Genomic DNA, 19,412 nt, shown 5'->3' with positions numbered 1-19,412 from the left:
GGGGGTGGCGGGAGAGTAAAAGGAATAAATTTAAGCCTATGCGCGCCTGAATGACAATTCGCAATCAGGCATTCGCAAAAATGATGGTGAAGCCACGGCATCCGTGGCTTCACCCGTAAAGGTTAGGCTGAAGGCCTCAGTCGTTGTAGGCCGTCTCACCATGCTCGGCGAGGTCCAGCCCCTGGTTTTCCTCCTCATGGGAGACACGCAGCCCGATGGTGAGGTCGATGAGCTTCAGAATGACGTAGCTCGCAACACCTGAAAGCAAAATGGTGTACAGCGACGCCAGCCCCTGAGTGACCACTTGTTTGCCAGTGGTGAAATCTCCCAGGCCACCGGCGAAGCTCTTGGAGCCGAACACGGCGACGAGCATGGTGCCGACGAAGCCGCCCACGCCGTGGACGCCGAAGACGTCCAAGGAGTCGTCGTAGCGGAATTTGTGCTTCAGCTTGGAGCAGGCGAGCCAGCAGACCCAGGCGGAGATGGCGCCGATGCAGATGGCTCCGATGGGACCCACTTTGCCAGATGCGGGGGTGATGGCGGCGAGTCCGGCGATGGAGCCGGTGGCAATGCCGAGTGCGCTGGGCTTGCCATTGCGGATCCATTCGATGAGCATCCACACCACGGAGGCGGCGCAGGCGGAGAGGTGGGTGACGATGAGCGTCATGGCCGCAGCGCCATTGGCCGCGAGCTGGCTGCCGGCATTGAAGCCAAACCAGCCGACCCACAGCATGCCTGCGCCGACGATGGTGAGGGGCAGATTGTGCGGCATGAGCTGCGCGCTGGGGAACTCTTTGCGAGGTCCCACCATAATGCAGGCGACCAAGGCTGCCACGCCTGCAGTGATGTGCACGACGATGCCGCCCGCGAGATCAATGACACCGGTAAGGCCTAGGAAGGCGCCCGCCTTGTGCCACACGCCGTAGCAGCAGGGGACATAGACCACCAGGCTCCAGATGATGCTGAAGACGAGGGTGGCCTTGAACTTCATGCGCTCGGCAAAGGCGCCGATGAAGAGACCGGGGGTGATGAGGAAGAACATCATCTGATAAGCGAAATGCAGAAGCTCCGGGATGGTGGGGCAGTCGCTGCGCGTGGCATCCACCGTGACGCCCTTGAGGAACATTTTGTCGAGGCTGCCGATGAAGGAGCCGCCGTCCGCAAAGCTCAGCGAGTAACCGCAGGCGAGCCATACGAGGCTCATCACTGCGGTGAGTGCAAAGCACTGCATGAGGATGGAGAGGATGTTCTTGGACCGGACCAGGCCGGCGTAGAACAGGGCCAGTCCGGGAATCATCATGAAGAGCACCAAGGCCGTGGAGATGAGGAGCCAGGCAGTGTCTCCGCTGTTGATGGTGGTGGTGCCGTCCGCGGCATGGGCGGAGGTGGTGGCGAGTACGAGCGCGGTCGTCGCGGATACAATCCGTGCGGCCCCGCTCCCGGTGCTTTTCAGCAGGGGATGGGTCATGGTTGGTTGGGCGGCTGGTTGGGATGACGGCCTGGTTGGGGCCGTGGCTTGGTTGGAGCCGCTGCGATGCTATTCAGGCTCTCGAAATGTGACAACCTTTATTGTAATCTAGGCACGAAAAATGCTTCATTTAAGGGTTTCGCAGCGGTTTTTAGCAGCTGCGGATTTTGTCGTGCCTGCGTTTTCAGAGCATGGAATGAGGCGTCGCAATACTGGCGCGAATCAGGCGTATTTTGAGACATGCGCGCACGGACTTATTTGGCCTGGTTTCTGTCTCTCTCCCTCTGCCAGTGCCTGCTGGCGGACGTTGTCATCACTCAGGACGGCCAGCCGAAGACCACGATCGTTTTGACGGGAAGTGCCGCAGCGGGGGATCTTTCGACCAAGGCACTGGTGGGGCACATCAAACAAATGTCCGGAGCCACGCTGGCGGTGGTTCACGAGAAAGAACTGAGCGGTGCGAGTGTGGACCATGGCAGAATTGTTCCGGCTGCGGATGGCAAGCTGGCAGCGAATTTCATCGTGCTCGGGGAAGGGGAACTGACCAAGCGGCTGGGCGTCTCCGGCGAAGGGCTTGGCCTTGGCGGGATCATGCTGAAGAGCGGGGGGAATTTCATCGTGATCGCGGGAATGAATGATGACATCGCCGCGAAGTCGCGTGATCCGAACACGACGGCGGTTTTCACCTTTCTTGAATCGCAGGGCTGTCGGTTTCTTTGGCCGGGGGAATCTGGCAAGGTGATCCCGAAGAAGCCGACGATCAGCGTGGAGAGTCTTGATGTGCGGTTTACTCCGCCGATCGGGCAGCGGAAGATCCGCTTTGCGGGGCTGGATGTGCGCGGTGCGGCAGAGGGGCTGGCGGCGCTGGGGCTGACGCTTGACGATTACAAGAAGGCCAAGGATGCCGCGTCCGAGACGAAGTCGGATGGAAGCTGGGAGAAGTGGCATGGGCTGGGCGGAAACATCGGTGTGGTGGGCGGTGCGGCTGGGTATGGGCTGCGAGGCGGATGGGATGAGCACGGTGCGGCGCATCCGGAGTGGTTTGCCCTGCAGCCGAATGGAACGCGTGATCAAAGCAATGCAAAGGGGCGCTGGCGGCTGTGCATTTCGAATCCGGGACTGGTGGAGCATGTGGCGAACGACGTTCTCACGCGACTGAATGGGAAGGCGCAGGCGGCGATCTCGCTCTGTCCGAACGACGGCGGCTATTCAAACTTCTGCCTGTGCGAGAACTGCAACAAGCTCGATGCACCGAACGCGCCGAAGGTGCGGATGCTGATCTTCAAGAAGGTGGGTGAATCCGAGCGCAGCGAGGTGGAGCATGCGGCATTGACGGACCGCTTTGTGCATTACTGGAATGCGGTGGTGGAGCGTGTGACGAAGGTGGTGCCGGACCAGCTTTTCCTCATTGAGGCTTACAGCTACTACTCGGATCCGCCCATGCGCGAAAAGCTGCACCCGAACCTGGTGCTGCGCTATGTGCCCAACAGTGCGGATGGCTGGAAGGGCTGGCAGGCGGCCGGTGCGAAACGTGTGTACTGGCGGCCCAACAACCTGCACAGCGGCCACTACGATGGCGCGCTGAGTCCGCGTGCACGGGAAAACTCGGAGACGCTGCGCTATCTGGCGGCAAGCGGCATGCTGGCCACGGACATGGACAGCCTGTACCATCACTGGGCCACGCAGGGACTGCACTACTACATGATGGCGAAGCTGAGCTGGAATCCGGCGCAGGAGTATGACGCGCTGCTGGATGACTTTTGCAAAACCGGCTTTGGCGCGGGAGCGGAGGAGGTGCGGCAGTATTTCTTGCTGGCGGAGAAGGGGATCGTGCTTACGCCGGGGAAGCGGGTGTTTCCGCAGATCTCGGATGAAACGATGGCGGCGCTGCGTGCGCATCTGGTGGCAGCGGCGAAGGCCACCGAGGGCGATGCGGCGGCGCACCGACGTGTGGCGTTTCTGCGTGCGGGCTTTGAATTCACCGCGGTGAGCCGGGAGGCGCATCGCCTCGCCGACGCGGCTGCGGCAGAAGGGGGAGTGAAGCCGGATCCCAAAGTGGTGAACGAAGTCATGGACCGGCGCTGGCAGATGATGCGCGGTCTGTTGCTGAATCATCCACTGGCGGTGAATGTGGGCGTGGTGGCTGCGGCGGATGGTGCGTGGACCCGTGCCCTTGCATGGAAGGGACCAACCGAAGGCGCGAAGACCGGGAAGCTGTTCCTGAAGCCCGAGGACGACTGGCTGAGCGGGGACCAGAGTGCGACGCGGAAGTAGGATCACTTTTGAACCCCGGCGAGAGGAGCAACAGAGGGAGTGATGGCTACTTCTTCTGCTTGTCCTTTACGTAGATGATCTCGCCGGATTTGAGGCGGTAGGCGGTGCCCAGGCGCTCGCCTTCGCCGCTTTTGCTGGCTTGGCTTTCCTGAAAGCGGTCGATCTTCATTCGCGCGGCGTCGATGGTTTCGGTGGTGGGAGATTTGTCTGCCGGGGAGTCGGTAGAGGCGGATGGCGCGGGCTTGGGGAGATTGAAGTAGCTCACCACGGCGAGCAGCAGCGCGGCGGCAAAGGCGATCCACACATCAAAGAGATTGATGAGGCCGGTGGCGGGATCATCGCCTTCGGAGTCGTCCCAGAGGCGCTTTTTCATGCGGCGGAGGCAGAAGGGATGACTGCGGGCGATTGTGCGGAGACAAACAGGTGCTCCAGGGTGCTGAGGTCCCGCTGGTACCAGTTCTTGCGCACCAGATTCATGGTGTAGGAGGTGCAGCCCAGCAGCACTCCCACCACGGTGGCCGTGAAGGCCACGACGAGATTGCTGGAGAGCGTGGCGAGATCTCCGGAGGCCAGACCGGTGAGCGCCGGGCCAAGCGGGATGAGCGTGCCCATGAGTCCGAGCATGGGCGCGATGCGCGTCATCCAGGTAAGGCGGGAGAGCGTGGTGGCGGTCTCGATTTCCAGTTCCACGAGGCAGTGCGGTAGATCCGCAGCACCGCCCCACTGCGAGAGAAGTTGATTCATTCGCGCGGGCAGGCCGGTGGTGGCGGTGCCCAGGATGTGCAGCATGCGCACAGGGTCCGCGCCTTCCACATGGGCGCGGCGCAAAGCGGTCAGTGTAGCCTGCACGGTGCGCCTCCCCAACCACTCGCGCAGGAGTCCGCCAAGCAGCATGGCGCTCCAGGCAACGAGGATGACAATGGCCGCCAGCGTGGGCAGCAGGACGGCTTCGGAGATGAGGGATAGCAGTTGTTCGAGCAACTTCATGAGGCGGACCCGGATCGTTTGAAGAAACCGGCCAGGATCAAGAGCACAGCCGCTCCGCCAATCAACCACGCGAATGAGTTCCACGCAGGTTGCAGCACGGGACCTTCCGGCTGTGGGGGAGGTTGCGGTTGCGCTGTTTTTTCCCGGGCTTCACCGATCTGCGGGCCGCTGACTTTCTCCGCAGCGGAGGCGGGCGGCTCGGCGCTTTGCTGCAGCTTGGCGCGCATCTCGCGAGCCAGTGCGGCGTTTTCCTGGTCGCCAGGGGCATTGAGTTTGGCGGTGACAAATTCTGCCAGCCGGGTGTTTCCGCCGCTGACGAGGCCGCCGGAGTCGCCGTGGGCTTTGACGGACTGCGCGTAGATCTGGGAGAGTGCCTGCACCTGCTCTGGCGTGGCCTGCCAGAGCTCCTTCCGCGCGGCCTCCAGCAGCGTGGCGCTGATCTCCTGGATGGCGTGAGGGGAGACGCGCTCAAACCATTCTTTCAGCCCCAGCTGGTGCTTGTCTTTGACGATGACGTCATAGACTTCATTCCACGTCTCCTGCGTGATACTCTCCCGTCGTGTGACGGACCAGCCGAAGGTGTTCTTCACCAACTCGGTGATGTGACCTGCTCCAGCGTAGTCGTGGGACTTCATGCCTTCCAGCCAGCGGCGGTTCAGCAGCTCGGACTTCAGGTTCGCGGCCAGCACTTCTTGAAAGTCACGCACGCGCGCGCCGGAGGGATCGCGCACGTCGGAGATGACGGCGGCGGGAGATTTGCCGGTGACTTTTTTCACCGCCATGCTCAGCCCGCCGAGGTATTCATAGGCGTGGTGATTGGAGAGCTGGCTGGTCATGTTGGAGGCCCACACGCGCAGCACGGTGTCGGTGTCTTGCAGCGCCTCCTCGTAGAGTCCGTCCACCTTTTCTCCCCACGTGTCCTGGGTGTAAACAAAGCTCATGCTGTCCGTGTACACGCTGGTGACTTCCTCGTCCTTGTCCCACACGCCGGAGCGCGGAATGAGGTAGAGGATGTTGGTGCCGCTCATGTTTCCAGGCTTGGTGCCAAAGATGCGTGCTGCGGCATACTGGTCCGCACGTGCGGCGGAGTAGCCGCGCTTGAGAAGCCGCTCATGCGTGGCGGCGACGGCATCCCGCACAGGATTGGCGGCCTCGGGTGCAGCGGCAGCCATGCGCACAGCCTTGTCCAGCAGGGCCACGCGCGTGGGGAAGTTTTCTTTGTACTGCCCGCCCATGGCGATGAAGACTTCCACGCGGGGGCGACCCAGTTCTTCTGTGGGAATGAGCTCCACATCGATGACAAGGTTGTTCTGGTTCCAGATGGGCCGCACGCCCAGCAGCGCCAGGATCTGTCCCTCCATGACGCCGAAGTCGCGCATGGTTTCCATGCCGTTGAGGTCCATGGCGATCTTCTTCGGTTTCCGCGTGCGCAGCAGTTCATCCACCAGCTTGCGCGCGGTTTCCCATGCGGGCCGTGTGGGGATCTCCTCGGGATTGAGCGAATACAGATTCCGCCCGCCGGGCGCGCTGGCAGGATTGCGGATGGGATCTGGGCCGGGGCCTGGCTCGATGTAGTGGCCGCTCAGCGCGGTGATGAGCCCCGCGTGTTCTTTCCCGGCATCCAGCAAGCGTGCGCGCATTTCGCGTGCAAACTGCACATCCTTTTCCAGTTCAGGCGTCATGCGTACATTCGCGGGCGGTGTGCCATCGAGTGCGGCGCGGAGAAACTCCGCCGCAGCGCCGCGGTCCTGCGTCTTGTGTTCCAAAGCAGCGCGCTGCAGACCACGAGCGGCAGACAAGTGCTCCAGCAGCGGCTCTCCGAGGATCTGCGCGAGGTAGGGCACCATCTCGTCTTCATGCGGCCCCTCTCCCAGCACATGCAGGCGCAGCGGCGTGCGTGATTCGAGGAGATTGTGCAGGTGCTCATCGAGTTTTGTTACTGCGGCGTCATCCATTGCGGCATCGGAACCGCCGGCGGCGCCATGCAGGCTGGCGGCGCGAGCCTGCTGCGTGATGCGCTTGCGGTACTCCTCTTTGAGCAGACCGTCTTCCAGCGTGCGGTATTTATGGATGTCTTCGTGCAGGTTTTTGAATTCGCCGTCAATCCCCGCGGCCATGGCGGGCGGCGGCATGTGGTCCACCAGTGCGGCGTAGGAGCGCCGGCGGGAGAGCGTGGCCTCTCCGAGATTGTCGGTGATCCACAGGTTCACCACGGGCAGGCGGCCCACGCACACATCGCTCCAGCAGTCTTTGGAAAGACCGGCCTCCTTGCCGGGCATCAGCTCCAGCGTGCCGTGCGTGCCCCAGTGCACGATGGCATCAGCATGGTACTGCTCCTCCAGCCACCAGTAGAAGGCCAGGTAGTTGTGTGGCGGCGGTGTATCGCGATTGTGCAGCAGGTTTTCGTCCTGCTTTTCCCCACGCTCCGGCTGCGGCATGAGCACGAGGTTTCCCATTTCGATTTTTGGCAGCACGATGTGCGGCTCGCCATTGCGCCGCACCACCATGATGCGCCCGGGCGGCGGGCCAAATTTTTCCACCATGGTCTTCCGCGCAGCTTCGCTGAGCTTCGTGTTGAACCACTGCTCATACTGCTGCAGCGGCACGAGCACTGGCTGGGATTCATCCACCAGCTTTTCCAGATCTCCCTGCGTCCAAGGGCCAATGTTTCGCCCACCGCGTTTCATCGCGGCGATGAGCGCTGCCGAGTCCTTGGGGGTGCCCTTCACACTGAAGCCGGCTTTTTCCAACTGCGGCAGGAAGCGCATGAAGCTCTCCGGTGCATCTAGAAAGCCGCCGGTGGGACTTCCGCGCATGAGGTCGTCCTGCCCCAGGCCTTTGTTGTAATAGATGAGCGCGATCTTTTTTTCAGCATTGCTCTTCCGCCTCAGCGAAGCCCAACGTGCGGCGCGCGCGGCGAAGGCCTCGATGCGATCCGGGATGGGCTCGTGCAGGCGGAAGCCCTGGATATTTTCTTTCAAGCCGCCCACGACCACGGGTTCCAGCGTGCCCCAAGATTCCTGCAGCGCCATGAACATGCCCACATCTCGTGCGGAGAGGCCGCGCGGATCTTTCAGCCACTCCTCATTCGTGGTGGCCAGCATGGAAATGGGGCGCAGGTAGGGTGCATTCAGCTCTTTGAGCAGCGCGGTGCTCTGCCACATGGCGCCATGGCGGTCTTCGATGAGGATGGTGGGGGCGGCGGCGCGCGTGAGCTTCGTCACGTTTTCCTCACGATCTCCAAACACCGGCACCACATTGAGCCCGTTTTTCTCCAGCGCGGCAATCTGCGCATCGATGACCTTCAGGTCATGCGTGATCCAAAACGACTGCTGCAACAGAAGCACCGCCACGGAGGCGCCTTCGACCCAGCGCTTCTTCTCCCGTTTGAACGCGATGAATTCGCCGATCTCTGCAAACGACTCTTCACGCGCGGGATCGTAGTAGCCGGAATCCGGGATGAGCACGGGAGGCTCAATCTCGCCCTGCACCCCGCAATGCTTGACCATGCAGTAGCGGATGAGGCGGCGCACATTCAGAGTGCCATTCGGACGCCAGTAGGCGGGCACAGCCTCGTCCTTCAAGAGAAGGCCGGCTTTGTCCAGATCCATCTGGCTGCCGCGAGTGTCCAGCGGGATGACGCGCTGCTCGGGGTTCAGCACGCGGGCTTCCTTGAGGCGCTGCGTGAGCGCGGGGGCTTGGTCCGCCTCAAGGTTCAACACAAATATAAGCCGGTGAGTCGCGGCCTGCTCACGCTTTTGCGTTTCGTTAAAGCTCTGCCCTCTGAAGAAGGAGGCCTTGATGCCGTTCTCCCGGCACGCCGCCTCCACCTGCGGCATGGAGCGGTCCCAGAGTCCGATGAAGGCCCAGTCCAGCGGCTCCGCCGCATGCAGTTGCCCCAGAAGAAAGAGGAGGCCGAGGACGATGAGGTGTGAGAGGCGGAACATGCGGGGCGAAGAACGTCACAGGGCCTTCTCAAAACGTCAACCGTCCACCCACCACCACATTGAAGCCCACCGCCTGGCGCTGCTGCTGAGAGTAGGCCTGGCGATATTTCGTGTCGAAGAGGTTGTTCAGGTTCAGCGTGAGCGAAAAGGACTGGGTCCCGCGCTCCCACACCTTCACTCCGGTGCGGATGTTGGTGATGAAGAATCCTGAGATCTGGAAGTTCGGATTGATGGCTGGATTGTTGGTCGTGTTCGGCGAACCAAAAGCTGGATCCATGGAGAAGCCGGCGTCGATTTCGTCGCTCGTGTTGTGGCGAATCAGCGGTCCGGCCCACAGTTCCGAGAGCTCCACCCAGGCTTTCTTTTCATCCGTCTCAAAGCGCACGCCGAAGTTGCCATACAGCGGCGGAATGAAGCGCAGCGGGACGTTTTGAGACTGGTTCTGGCCATAGGTCCAGGTGGTGTTGTTGAACAGGGTGAAGTGGCGGTCCAGCTCGTAGCTCAAGGCCAGCTCCACGCCGGTGATGTAGCCTTTGGCGGAGTTGGCATTCCGCGTGGCATTGTAGGTGACGCCTCCGATGACCACGGTGCCCTGCGTGGTGGAGGTGATGAGGTCGGAGAGCTTGGTCAAGTAACCAGTGATGGAGCCTTTGAACTTCTCCGTGTGCACGCGTGCGGCCAGTTCGTACGTGATGCTCTTTTCCGGATTGATATTCGTGCTTGGCAGCGAGGCCGTGAGGCTGGAAAACACCGGCGTGCCTGCGCTCAGCAAATCGCTGAAAGTGGGCGTGCGGTAGCCTGTGGCCACGTTTGCCACCAGGTCAAACGTGTTTGTGGCCTGATACACCGCGCCGACGTTCCAAGTCACGGCGTTCCAATATTTGTCGGCCATGAGATCGCTGAGCGTGTAGCCCGCGCCGGGGATCACATCCAGCGGCTCCGGATTGGAGCGGAGGTGTGTGCGCTCATAGCGCGCGCCCATGTTCATGAGCAGCTTGTCCGCGGGCTTGAAGTCCAGCGTCACAAAGGTGTCAAACACCGAATAGGTGCCGTCCGGGGTGATGCCCGCGGGTTGCGTGGTGGTCGTGACGCCGGTGGCCAGCACGCGGGAGTTCAGCAGCTGCGAGGAGGAGAGGTTCTCATGGCGGTAGTCCATGCCATACACCAGGCGTGTGTTCTTGGTGCCAAAGGTGGCCGCGTTCTGGATGCCGACGCCCCACACGTCCTGGTCGGAATTGGTGATGGTGTTGTTAAACAGCGTGGCTGTCTGCACGCGGCGCTCGCGCAGCTGGTCATAGTACTGGTAGTAGCCGTATACTTTGAGCTCATCGCTCAGCAGCCCGAGATCGCTCGCGGTGTAGTCCATCTTCACGATGCCACGGCGCTCCAGCGGGCTGTAGATGCGTGGGACGCCATTGGCATTGAGCTGGGACTGCACGTAGCTGGACACGGCGGTGCGTTCATTGCCCACCCACGAAAGGCGGAAGACATGTCCCTTTGCGGGCTGGAAGGCCAGATTGGCGTAGCCGCCGCTCGTATTGAAACTGGTGGGCTGCAGCGGCCCGGTGGAGCTGTGGTAGTTTCCTGCGTCCTGGGCAGACCAGCCTGCGGCAAAGGCCCATTGCGAATTGCTCGCATGCATATTGGCCGCGTTGGTGAACTCCGAGTTGTTGCTGCCGTAGCGGGAATAGATGTCTCCGCCCACGTTGAGGCTCTCGGAGAACTCACCACGCTTCGAAAACACATTGATCACACCGCCGATGGCATCGCTGCCGTACTGCACGGAGCCTGCGCCGCGCACCACCTCCATGCGGCCCACGGCATCGATGGGGAACTGATTGAAAAACGGATTCGGTCCCGAGAAAATGCCGCCGTTGTTGATGCGAATCCCATCCCAAAGATAGACCAGCTTGTTGCCCATCTGGCCGCGGATGACCGGGGAGCCCTGCGCGGCTACTTGGTTGACCCACACGCCTGGCTGCTCCTGCAGCATTTCCGAAGGGGTGGACGCCTGAAAACGCTCGATGCGCTTCTGCTCCACCACATTCGTGGACTGAGGCACTTTTTTCTGCTCCTGCGCCGTGCGGGAGGCGGTGATGACCATCGTGGGGAGTTCCTCGGCTTTTTCAGCATCCACTTTGGCTGGTTTTTCAGCGCCTGAGGCATGGCATGCCAGAATAGCGGCGAACAAAAGAGCCATCGATGAAGAGGAACCCAAGAGACGGAAACTAGGCGAAGCGGGGGGCATGCCGCCGTCTGTGGCTATTATGGAAGCGCAAAGCAAACCCTTCGTGGGAAAGAGGCTCACGATGGACAAAAATTGCCCATGCTTGAAACTGATTGCTCAATTTAAGATCGAGGTTTTAAGAGCGGACATTAAAATACCGAGCGTTCAGAGACGAAGCATCCGCATGATATCTCAACGTGGGCCGCGGTGCGGGCGCATCTCATCGCTACTGCAAAGCCACCGAGAAAGATGGAGTATTGCATCGCCGCGTGGTCTTCCTGTGCAGGCTTTGATTCTGACGACGCGAAAGCGGGGGCAGCACCTTGCGAGGTTGATCATTTTCTCAACTCGGTTTCAATCTCTGCTATCGCCGCTTCAGTGCGGTGACGAAGTTCTAAAGCTGGGTCATTTGCCTTTATGTTAATCAGGGCGGGGAGAACCTGTTTTTGGTACAGGTCGCGTATGGACTCCAAATCAAAAGGTGAGACGGTGTTTGGTGTGTCGCTTTTGGAATGAATATGAGCCGCCACCGTGCATTGCTTGATCGCGGCTTCCCGCAGGAAGGCATCGCCATTTTGTAGAAACCCATGAAGCACTGCAAGTCCATCACGTTTAAACTCGTGGAGGGGAACCATCTGCGGTGGCAGTCCATCCTTCTGGCAGCTGGCAAACACTTCTGTTAACAATGCCATGGCGTATCGGCTGCCTGTCTTTGCAAGGCGTGAAAGTAAGACTTCAAGCTTGTTTTTGTCTTCGTAACTGAGCGTCTTGTAGGTTCGATAATTCGACTGGATAAAGCTCATATCCAACAGACGTAGCGCTGCAGAGTGTTCCCTGGACATCGCTCCACCGCCATCGCCGATATATCTCAAAATTTCAGTCCTCTCGGGCCTTCTGCGTTCGGCGGCTACCAATCCGAAATACTCGTTGGGAGTCGTCAGCCGGGCCAGTGCTGCAAAGGCCCAGCCAAGGCGCTGCCTGTTCGTGCTGGTTTTGACGTAGGCGATGAGCGGCTTTTTCAGCACATAGGGTTGCAGCACCTTGGCGCCAGAATCTTCAGGATTGACTGCCGTCATGGCGTCGTATGGGTTGCCGCCAGATTCAACCTCACGCACGATTTCGGCTTGGGAAACAAGTTGATGGGCAAATGAGCTGAGCGGACCCAAGACCGGGGCATTGGTAAAGGAGACCGTGTTCGACCAGTCCTCGCAATGAACTGAGATGGAAGTTAGACCGCCGTCTCCTACTCCAGCCTTGGATTCGGAGAAGCGAGCCTCCCTCAATCCGGTGGCCACGATGGTTTCTAGCAACGCGCTCATCTCGTATTCCGAGAGCTTGGTCTCGTAAGTGAGCGGGGCTTGCCCCTTTTCATCTCTGTACTTTGAGATGCTCACTGTGGCTTCACAGGAGGGGTTGATCACCACCTCGTAATGTCGATAGGGGGAGAAACTTCCTCCGTGCTGCAAATGAAACAGGGGCTGCTGGGCCGCGGCGGACCACAGACCGGCAAAGATGAAACAAACAGTGAGGGGCAAAGCATTTGGGTTAAGCACGGCGAAGGCTGCTTTCATATTTCATTGATGAGGCCGTGCAGAATCGGAATCAATCTGCACGGCAGTTCGTGCAGGAAAAACGAAAGAAGGCCACCCTTATTGGGAGGCTTTTTCCACAGGCTGCTACTTGCCTGCTTCCCGAGTCCCGCTGCCTTTGGGCATCTTCATGAGAGTGTCTCCCAGCTCAGCGCGGATGGTTTCAGCGTGCTTTTGCAGGCGGGCGACTTCATCGGGGTTTTGGGCGGCGAGGTTTTTGGACTCGCTGATGTCGGTGTAGAGGTCGTAGAGTTCGGGCTGTTCCACCTTCACCTGCTTGTAGTTTACGGGTATGCCATCTTTGGCTTTTGGGGAGTCGGACGGCAGACTGCGGTAGGTATGCGGGAGCTGGAGCTTCCAGCGGCCGTCTCCGCTGGTGATGGCCTGGAGCTGGTTTTGCTCGTAGTAGAAGGCGTAGAAGTCGTGGGGGTTTTTGGCGTCGGGAACGCCGGAAACGATGGGCCAGCAGTTGAGGCCGTCGATTTTATGCTCGGGCAGTTTGGCGTCGATGACGTGGGCGATGGTGGGCAGAACGTCGATGGTCATCATCATGGTGTCCGTGGTGGTGCCCGCGGGGATTTTGCCGGGCCATTTCATGATGCCGGTGACGCGCGTGCCGCCTTCCCAGGAAGTACCTTTGCCCTCGCGCAGCGGACCGGCGCTGCCGGCGTGCTCGCCGTAGCTGAGCCAGGGGCCGTTGTCTGAGGAGAAGATGACCCAGGTGTTGTCCTCCAGGCCGTTTTCCTTCAGCGACTCCATGATCTGACCCACGGACCAGTCCACCTCCATCATGACGTCTGCGAAGAGGCCTTTGCCAGACTTGCCTTTGAACTTGTCGCTCACAAAGAGGGGCACATGAACCATGCTGTGGGCCAGGTAGAGGAAGAAGGGCTTGTCTTTGTTCTTCTCGATGAACTGCACGCCGCGGATGGTGTAGTCGGTGGTGAGATGGGTCTGCTCCTCGGGGGTGACTTCGGGATCCACGACCTGATCATTTTCGATCATGGGGAGGTTGGGGAAAGCCTTCTTGGCCTGCGGGTGGTAGGGCCACATGTCGTTCGAGTAGGGGAGGCCGTAGTATTGGTCAAAGCCATGCTTGGTGGGGAGGAACTGGGGCAGGGAACCGAGGTGCCATTTTCCCAAGGCGGCGGTGGCGTAGCCCTTTTGCTTCACCAGTTCGGCCAGGGTCATTTCGTTCGAGTTGATGCCGTGCTTGGCCGTGGGCCCGAGGGCGCCGTGGATGCCCAGGCGGTTCGAGTAGCAGCCGGTGAGCAGGGCGGTGCGCGAGGCGCTGCACACGGCCTGAGCGACGTGGAAATTGGTGAACTTGCGCCCCTGAGCGGCCAGTCTGTCGATGTTTGGAGTCTTGTAGCCCTGTGCACCGAAGCAGCTCACATCGGCGTAGCCCATGTCATCCATGAAGATGACGACGATGTTTGGCTGGGCTGGTGCGGCCGAGACAAGGGTGGAAAGTGAGAGGGCAAGGGAAGAGAGCAGGGCGGCGAGTGGCTGGCGCATCTGGGGTGAACGCGTTACGAGGCGGAAATTTTCAGGCAAGGTTGTGCCGAATGCATAAGGCAAGCAGCCGTCTTGATGTGGGGAATTGGCCAGCGGGATCATTTTTTGCGGCAAAAGTGGCGGTGTGCTGGGACTTTACTGAAAACCGACGAAGCATGTCAGAGACACCTCCCCTCCAAAATGAGACTTTTCTCCGCCTCTATGCGGAGGCTGAGCAAGCGCTTCGCGGGTATGTGCGCGCGATGCTGCCGGACAGACATGAGGCATCTGAGGTGATGCAGGAGGTCATTGTGACGCTGTGGCAGAAGTTTGACGGAGCCGAGGATTTTAAAAACTGGGCCTTTGGCGTGGCGCGGCTCAAGGTGCTGCAGCATCTGCAGCGGCGTCAGCGTGACCGGCATGTGTTTGGAGAGGAACTGGTTAATCAGCTGGCAGAAAGGCAGGCCGAGCTGGAGCAGGGCCACGCTGCACAGCGCGAGGCGCTGGAGCACTGCCTGCAAAAGCTGGCGGAGCCGCAGCGCGAAATGGTGCTGCGCGCCTACACCAAGGGCACTCGTATCGAGTGTCTGGCTGCGCAGCGTGGCGAGACGGCCATGGCGCTTTACAAAAAACTGCACCGCATCCGGCAGGCGCTGCTGGAATGCGTGCGCAAAACCCTGGCACAGGAGGAACTGGCATGAACTCACGCTGGCACGATCTCATTCAAGAATACATTTCCGGAACTATCAGCACTGCGGATGCGCAGGCTCTGGAGCGGGAACTGATGACAGATCCCATGCTGAGAGACAGCTACCTGGAGGCTCTGAACCTGGACACTGCGCTGGAGATGACGGCGCAATCCGCCGAGGCTATGCTCAGCCTGCCAGTACCACCTGCAGCGCGAGCCCTCGCACGGGCTGGGGAGCGGCGCACGCGTGCATGGTCATGGCGCCCCCTGGCGGCGGGCCTGGTCTTGGGGATGTTTTGCACGTCCGTGGTCATGGCTTACATGGTCCCATCATCGGAAAAGGTGATCACGCTTTTCGGCGATGACTTTGAAGACAGCGAGCAGCAGTTCTCGCAGGGGTTTCCTGAACAGACTGGGGTTTGGGGCGGCGATGCGGCGGAGGTGGTGTCTGCCAGCAGCGGGATCCAGCCTGTGGACGGGCAGCGCATGCTGCGGCTCGATTCTTCTCCTACGACGACGCTGAGCTATCTGGACCGGATTGTGGATGTGAGATCGCTGCCCCTTCCGCAGGGGAACGAAGTACGGCAGGTGATGGTGACGGCTTCGTTTCATGCGGCGGAGCGTGGCCTGCGGGACCGCTACACGCTGCGGGTGGCGGCTTTTGCGGAGGCTCCGGACATTGTGCGGACCCAATGGGTGGGGAGGGAATGGCGGGAAATGGACGGTGCACTGGCGGCCTCGAAACGCGGCCTCAGCACGACGCCGGAGGCGGAGGGCTGGCAGACACTCACGGCGATCGTGGAGGTGCCGCGTGAGGCGCGCAGTCTGGTGATCTCCCTCGCTGGCGGTCTTTCTCAAAACCCGGACCAGAAGACCGCCCACTACATTGACGGCGTGCACGCCACGCTCTCGATCACCTCCCATCCCGCCGCGACCAAGACGAGAGTCAGGCGCAACAAGGCCAAAGCCGAATGAACAACCGCATGAAACCAATCTCCTATTCTCCAATGACCGGTGGTGTGTCGCGGCGCTCTTTCCTCCGCGCTGCGGGAGTCTCCATCGCGTTGCCATTTTTCGAATCTTTGGCCGGTGCCAAGGCTGCCACGGCTTCGCCAAAGCGCATGGTGGCCATCTGCACCGGGCTTGGCATGCACCCGCAAAGCTTTTTCCCCAAGGACTTCGGGGCTGGTTGCACGCTCTCGCCGGTGCTCCAGCCGCTGGCGGCGCTGCGGGATGATTTCACCGTCATCTCGCACATGGATCATCCCGGGATCTTCACGAAGCACGGCGGCACCAAATCCATCCTCAGCGGCGTCGATCCAACTCATTCCGCAGCGGGTCAAAACACCTCCGTGGATCAGGTCGCGGCGCGGCACGTTGGCTATCAGACGCGGTTCCCCTCCGTTCACATCTCTCTCGGTAGCGCGGAGAGTCCTTCGTGGACCCCTTCCGGCATCAAGGTGCGCGAGGAAACGTCGCCTTTTGATCTGTTTGAAAAGCTCTTTGTGGATGGCTCCGCCGCGGAGAAGAAAGCCATCAAGGCAAAGCTCGACCAGGAGCGCAGCGTGCTTGATCTGGTGCGCGAGCAGGCGAAGCGTCTCGGGCAGAGCATCAACGCGACGGATCGGCAGAAACTGGAGGAATACCTCACCGCCATCCGCGAGGCCGAGGAGCGCATCCAGGGCATCAAGCGCTGGGAGGACGCGCCCAGGCCCAAGGTCGAGTTCGACGACGACGTGCATGCACACAGCGGCTTTGACTATGCGACGCTTTCGCCGCTGATGTTTGACCTGCTCTTCCTTGCCATTCAGACGGACACCAGCCGCGTCTTCACCGCCGGCTGGGGCGCGCACAATCGCGTCATCGAACTGGACGGCGTGGATACCGGCTACCACACGCTGAGCCATCACGGGCAGTTGCCGGAAAGGGTCAGGCAGTTGCGGATCATTGAGACCTTCTACGTTGCCCAGATGGCGCGCTTCGTGGAGAAACTGAAAAGCGCGCGCACGGAGCATGGCACACTGCTCTCCGACACGATGGTCTTTTTCGGCAGCGGACTGAGCGATGCCTCTGTTCACTCGAATCGCGACCTGCCGATCATCCTCGCTGGCGGTGGCTTCAAGCACGGCGTGCATGTGGATGCGATGCGCAAGACCGGCACGCAGACGCCGCTGAACAATCTCTTCACCACCATGCTGCAAAACTTCGGCGTCGAGATTGACCGCTTCAACGGCGCCACGGGAACCTTCACCGCCTTCCAGGCCTGAGCATCATGACCCGGCTCATGCAAACACTGGCTGTTCTCCAGCTCTGCGCTGCGGTGTCTGCGGCGGATATCCCCGAGAACCTGCGTCTCCTGCTGGAAAAAACTGCACTCAATGCCACGGCAAGGAGAAGCAAAAGGGCGACGTGCGGCTGGATGACGCGAATGCGTTCACCCCGGAGCTGTGGGGCCAGATTTACGACCAGCTCGCCAAGCGGGAGATGCCGCCGGATGACAAGCCGCAGCCCACGGAGGCGGAGCGTCAGGGCCTGATCCAGCACGCGCTGGTGGTCGCGAGGCAGAGCGCGCCGATTGCCACAACCGGAATGCGCCGGCTGAACAAGCGCGAGTATGGCAACACAGTGAAGGACTTGCTCGGGCTGCGCGCCGGCACCTTTGATCCCGCTGAATACATCTACAAGGACGAGACGGACGGCTTTGACACCGAGGCCGAAAAACTCGTCACCTCCAACGAACTGCTGCTGGAATATCTGGGCGCGGCAGACAAGAGCCTGCGCCACGCGCTCTTTACCGAGAGCAAGCAGCAGCCCAAGTCGCAGGTGATCGACGTGAATCTGGCGAAGATGGAGGGCACCGCGGGTCGCTACATGGATAAGTCTAGCGAAGCCGTGATTGGCCGGGGTGGTGGCAAATACAAGCTCTACGACGGCGAATCCACGCGCGTGATGCGCGAACCGGGGCTCTACAAGATCACCGTCACCGCCCGCGCCGTGGACCGCGATGCGTATGGACTGCGTCTGCAACCTGCCGAGGGGCCGGTCATCATGGGCTTCGGCATTAAGCCGGACGATGTGGATAGCGTGTCCAGCGCCGGCAAAGTACTCCGCACCTTCGATCTGAAGGACGACGAGGACCAGACCTTTGAATTCGAGACATGGATCGACAAAGATCACTTTCCTTACTGGTCCGTCGTCAATGCGTCCAAAAAGCCCATCACCCAGCTACGGGCGGCCGCCCGCAGGAGGCAGGTCAAGGAAGAGGAGTTAGAGAAGAAGCAGTATGTCGGTCCCGGCATCCGCATCAGCCGCTATCAGATTGAAGGCCCCATCTTCGATGAATGGCCTCCAGCCAGCGTCAAGACCACGCTCGGCGTGAGGGAGATGCCTGACCTCAGCAGCGCGGTCATGCGCCAGCGCCTGGTGCAATACTTTGCCGCCCGTGCGTTTCGCCGGCCTGTCGCGGCTGCGGAGATTCAGTCTTATCTCGCCTATCTCGACCAGCAGCAGGCGGCCACCCACGACTGGCATGAGTCCCTCATCAAGACCTTTGCCGCCATGATGACCTCGGTGGACTTTCTCTACCGCCGTGAAGGCCAGGGCGAGCTTCCTCCTTTCCCGCTCGCCCACCGGCTCTCCTATCTCCTCTGGAGCAGCATGCCGGACGCGGGACTCTTTGCGTTCGCGAACTCCGGCAAACTCAAGGAGCCCGCCGTGCTCCTGGCCGAAGCCCGGCGCATGTTGCAGGATCCGCGCAGCCAGTCCTTCGCCGACAGCTTTGCCGACCAGTGGCTCTCCCTCGGCAAGCTCGGCACCATGCCGCCGGACCTCCGCGGCGAGTATCGCAAATACACCGACCTGAAGCTGGAGCATGCCATGCTGGAGGAGACGCGGCGCTTCTTCGGCTATGTGCTGCAGGAGAACCGCAGCATCCGCGACTTCATTGATTCCGACTACACCTTCGTCAATGAAGCCCTGGCCAGCCACTACGACATGCCCTTCCCGGGAACTAAAGTCCGGCTCGGCAAAACCGACACCCCCAGGACCGAGATGTTCCGCGTGAGCATCCCGCCCGGTTCAATGCGCGGCGGGCTGCTCGGCCAAGGCAGCATCCTCACGCTCACCGCCAACGGCGTGGAGACCTCGCCCATCATACGCGGGCATTGGATTCTCAAGGAACTGCTCGGCACCCCGCCGCCACCGCCGCCCAAAGAAGTCCCCGCCATCGCACCGGACATCAATGGAGCGCTCACTGTCCGCCAGCAGCTCGAAAAGCACCGCACGGACGCCAACTGCGCTTCCTGTCACCGCCAGATGGACCCGCTCGGCTTTGCGCTGGAGAGCTTTGACCCCATCGGCGGACTGCGCACCCGTTATTCCAAAACGCAGGCCGTCAGCACCGATGGCAGCTTCAAGGGCAAGGACTTTGCCAACGTCACCGATCTCAAAAAAATCCTCGCCAGTGATCTGCGCCCCTTTGCCCGGCATCTCGTCATCCAAATGGCCGAATACGCCAAAGGCCGCAAACTCGTCCCCGCTGACTACCCTGCCATCGAAGCCATCCTCGACCGCGCCGCCGCCAATGACTTCCGCCTCCAGGAGATGCTGCTCATGATCAGCACCGGCGAACTGATGCGGAACCGGTGAGCACCAATGATTTTTTTTATATGGTCTTCACCACGAGTGGAATCCGAAAGGCTGGGCCACTACTTCCACGTTTAAAGAGCTACCCACT

12 protein-coding genes are annotated in these 19,412 nt (G+C 60.8%); 5 read left to right on the top strand and 7 right to left on the bottom strand.

Annotated elements, in window-relative coordinates:
- Positions 1-136 precede the first annotated feature (136 nt).
- A complete protein-coding gene (locus tag ACILSO_RS16795; protein ID WP_395738591.1) occupies positions 137-1,468 on the bottom strand; it encodes an ammonium transporter in 1,332 nt (443 codons plus the stop codon).
- Between the two features lie 240 nt (positions 1,469-1,708).
- Here ACILSO_RS16795 and ACILSO_RS16790 point away from each other — a divergent pair, with 240 nt between their 5' ends.
- The gene (locus tag ACILSO_RS16790; protein ID WP_395738590.1) at positions 1,709-3,742 is read left to right on the top strand and encodes a DUF4838 domain-containing protein; all 2,034 of its coding nucleotides are present in this window, start codon (positions 1,709-1,711) and stop codon (positions 3,740-3,742) included.
- Positions 3,743-3,788: 46 nt separating this feature from the next.
- Here the strand turns inward: ACILSO_RS16790 and ACILSO_RS16785 are convergent, their stop codons facing one another.
- From ACILSO_RS16785 to ACILSO_RS16760, 6 genes are all read right to left on the bottom strand, one after another.
- Positions 3,789-4,115, bottom strand: coding sequence for a DUF2149 domain-containing protein (locus ACILSO_RS16785; RefSeq protein ID WP_395738589.1), 327 nt, complete (start codon positions 4,113-4,115; stop codon positions 3,789-3,791).
- The gene (locus ACILSO_RS16780; protein WP_395738588.1) at positions 4,112-4,729 is read right to left on the bottom strand and encodes a MotA/TolQ/ExbB proton channel family protein; all 618 of its coding nucleotides are present in this window, start codon (positions 4,727-4,729) and stop codon (positions 4,112-4,114) included. The genes ACILSO_RS16785 and ACILSO_RS16780 overlap by 4 nt, the downstream gene beginning before the upstream one ends.
- The gene (locus ACILSO_RS16775; protein ID WP_395738587.1) at positions 4,726-8,676 is read right to left on the bottom strand and encodes a cobaltochelatase subunit CobN; all 3,951 of its coding nucleotides are present in this window, start codon (positions 8,674-8,676) and stop codon (positions 4,726-4,728) included. Before ACILSO_RS16775 ends, ACILSO_RS16780 begins: the two co-directional genes overlap by 4 nt.
- Before the next feature lie 28 nt (positions 8,677-8,704).
- A complete protein-coding gene (locus tag ACILSO_RS16770; RefSeq protein ID WP_395738586.1) occupies positions 8,705-10,876 on the bottom strand; it encodes a TonB-dependent receptor plug domain-containing protein in 2,172 nt (723 codons plus the stop codon).
- A 362-nt stretch (positions 10,877-11,238) separates the two neighbouring features.
- On the bottom strand, positions 11,239-12,474 hold the full coding sequence (locus ACILSO_RS16765; RefSeq protein WP_395738585.1) for a hypothetical protein: 1,236 nt from the start codon (positions 12,472-12,474) through the stop codon (positions 11,239-11,241).
- 105 nt (positions 12,475-12,579) lie between these two features.
- Positions 12,580-14,010: a sulfatase gene (locus ACILSO_RS16760; protein ID WP_395738584.1), complete on the bottom strand. Its 1,431-nt coding sequence runs from the start codon at positions 14,008-14,010 to the stop codon at positions 12,580-12,582.
- Positions 14,011-14,165: 155 nt separating this feature from the next.
- Between ACILSO_RS16760 and ACILSO_RS16755 the strand changes: the two genes are divergently transcribed.
- The 4 genes from ACILSO_RS16755 to ACILSO_RS16740 are packed head-to-tail and all read left to right on the top strand — an operon-like array spanning position 14,166 to position 19,324.
- Positions 14,166-14,690: a sigma-70 family RNA polymerase sigma factor gene (locus ACILSO_RS16755; protein ID WP_395738583.1), complete on the top strand. Its 525-nt coding sequence runs from the start codon at positions 14,166-14,168 to the stop codon at positions 14,688-14,690.
- Entirely contained in the window at positions 14,687-15,652 is a 966-nt protein-coding gene (locus tag ACILSO_RS16750) for a hypothetical protein (RefSeq protein ID WP_395738582.1), read from the top strand. The genes ACILSO_RS16755 and ACILSO_RS16750 overlap by 4 nt, the downstream gene beginning before the upstream one ends.
- 8 nt (positions 15,653-15,660) lie before the next feature.
- Complete coding sequence (locus tag ACILSO_RS16745) at positions 15,661-16,944, top strand: DUF1552 domain-containing protein (RefSeq protein ID WP_395738581.1); 1,284 nt, start codon at positions 15,661-15,663, stop codon at positions 16,942-16,944.
- Positions 16,945-16,987: 43 nt separating this feature from the next.
- Positions 16,988-19,324, top strand: a complete 2,337-nt coding sequence (locus ACILSO_RS16740) for a DUF1592 domain-containing protein (RefSeq protein ID WP_395738718.1) — start codon at positions 16,988-16,990, stop codon at positions 19,322-19,324.
- The last annotated feature ends 88 nt before the right edge of the window (positions 19,325-19,412 follow it).

This window comes from Prosthecobacter sp. (assembly GCF_044226605.1).
In the GTDB taxonomy this organism is placed as follows: domain Bacteria; phylum Verrucomicrobiota; class Verrucomicrobiia; order Verrucomicrobiales; family Verrucomicrobiaceae; genus Prosthecobacter.
This window is presented reverse-complemented; position numbering and strand designations above follow the sequence as displayed.

What these genes read in the sequence shown, in the direction of transcription:
- ACILSO_RS16795 (WP_395738591.1), bottom strand. Translation starts at nt 1,468, where the DNA reads ATGACCCATCCCCTGCTGAAAAGCACCGGGAGCGGGGCCGCACGGATT.
- ACILSO_RS16790 (WP_395738590.1), top strand. Translation starts at nt 1,709, where the DNA reads ATGCGCGCACGGACTTATTTGGCCTGGTTTCTGTCTCTCTCCCTCTGC.
- ACILSO_RS16785 (WP_395738589.1), bottom strand. Translation starts at nt 4,115, where the DNA reads ATGAAAAAGCGCCTCTGGGACGACTCCGAAGGCGATGATCCCGCCACC.
- ACILSO_RS16780 (WP_395738588.1), bottom strand. Translation starts at nt 4,729, where the DNA reads ATGAAGTTGCTCGAACAACTGCTATCCCTCATCTCCGAAGCCGTCCTG.
- ACILSO_RS16775 (WP_395738587.1), bottom strand. Translation starts at nt 8,676, where the DNA reads ATGTTCCGCCTCTCACACCTCATCGTCCTCGGCCTCCTCTTTCTTCTG.
- ACILSO_RS16770 (WP_395738586.1), bottom strand. Translation starts at nt 10,876, where the DNA reads ATGGCTCTTTTGTTCGCCGCTATTCTGGCATGCCATGCCTCAGGCGCT.
- ACILSO_RS16765 (WP_395738585.1), bottom strand. Translation starts at nt 12,474, where the DNA reads ATGAAAGCAGCCTTCGCCGTGCTTAACCCAAATGCTTTGCCCCTCACT.
- ACILSO_RS16760 (WP_395738584.1), bottom strand. Translation starts at nt 14,010, where the DNA reads ATGCGCCAGCCACTCGCCGCCCTGCTCTCTTCCCTTGCCCTCTCACTT.
- ACILSO_RS16755 (WP_395738583.1), top strand. Translation starts at nt 14,166, where the DNA reads ATGTCAGAGACACCTCCCCTCCAAAATGAGACTTTTCTCCGCCTCTAT.
- ACILSO_RS16750 (WP_395738582.1), top strand. Translation starts at nt 14,687, where the DNA reads ATGAACTCACGCTGGCACGATCTCATTCAAGAATACATTTCCGGAACT.
- ACILSO_RS16745 (WP_395738581.1), top strand. Translation starts at nt 15,661, where the DNA reads ATGAAACCAATCTCCTATTCTCCAATGACCGGTGGTGTGTCGCGGCGC.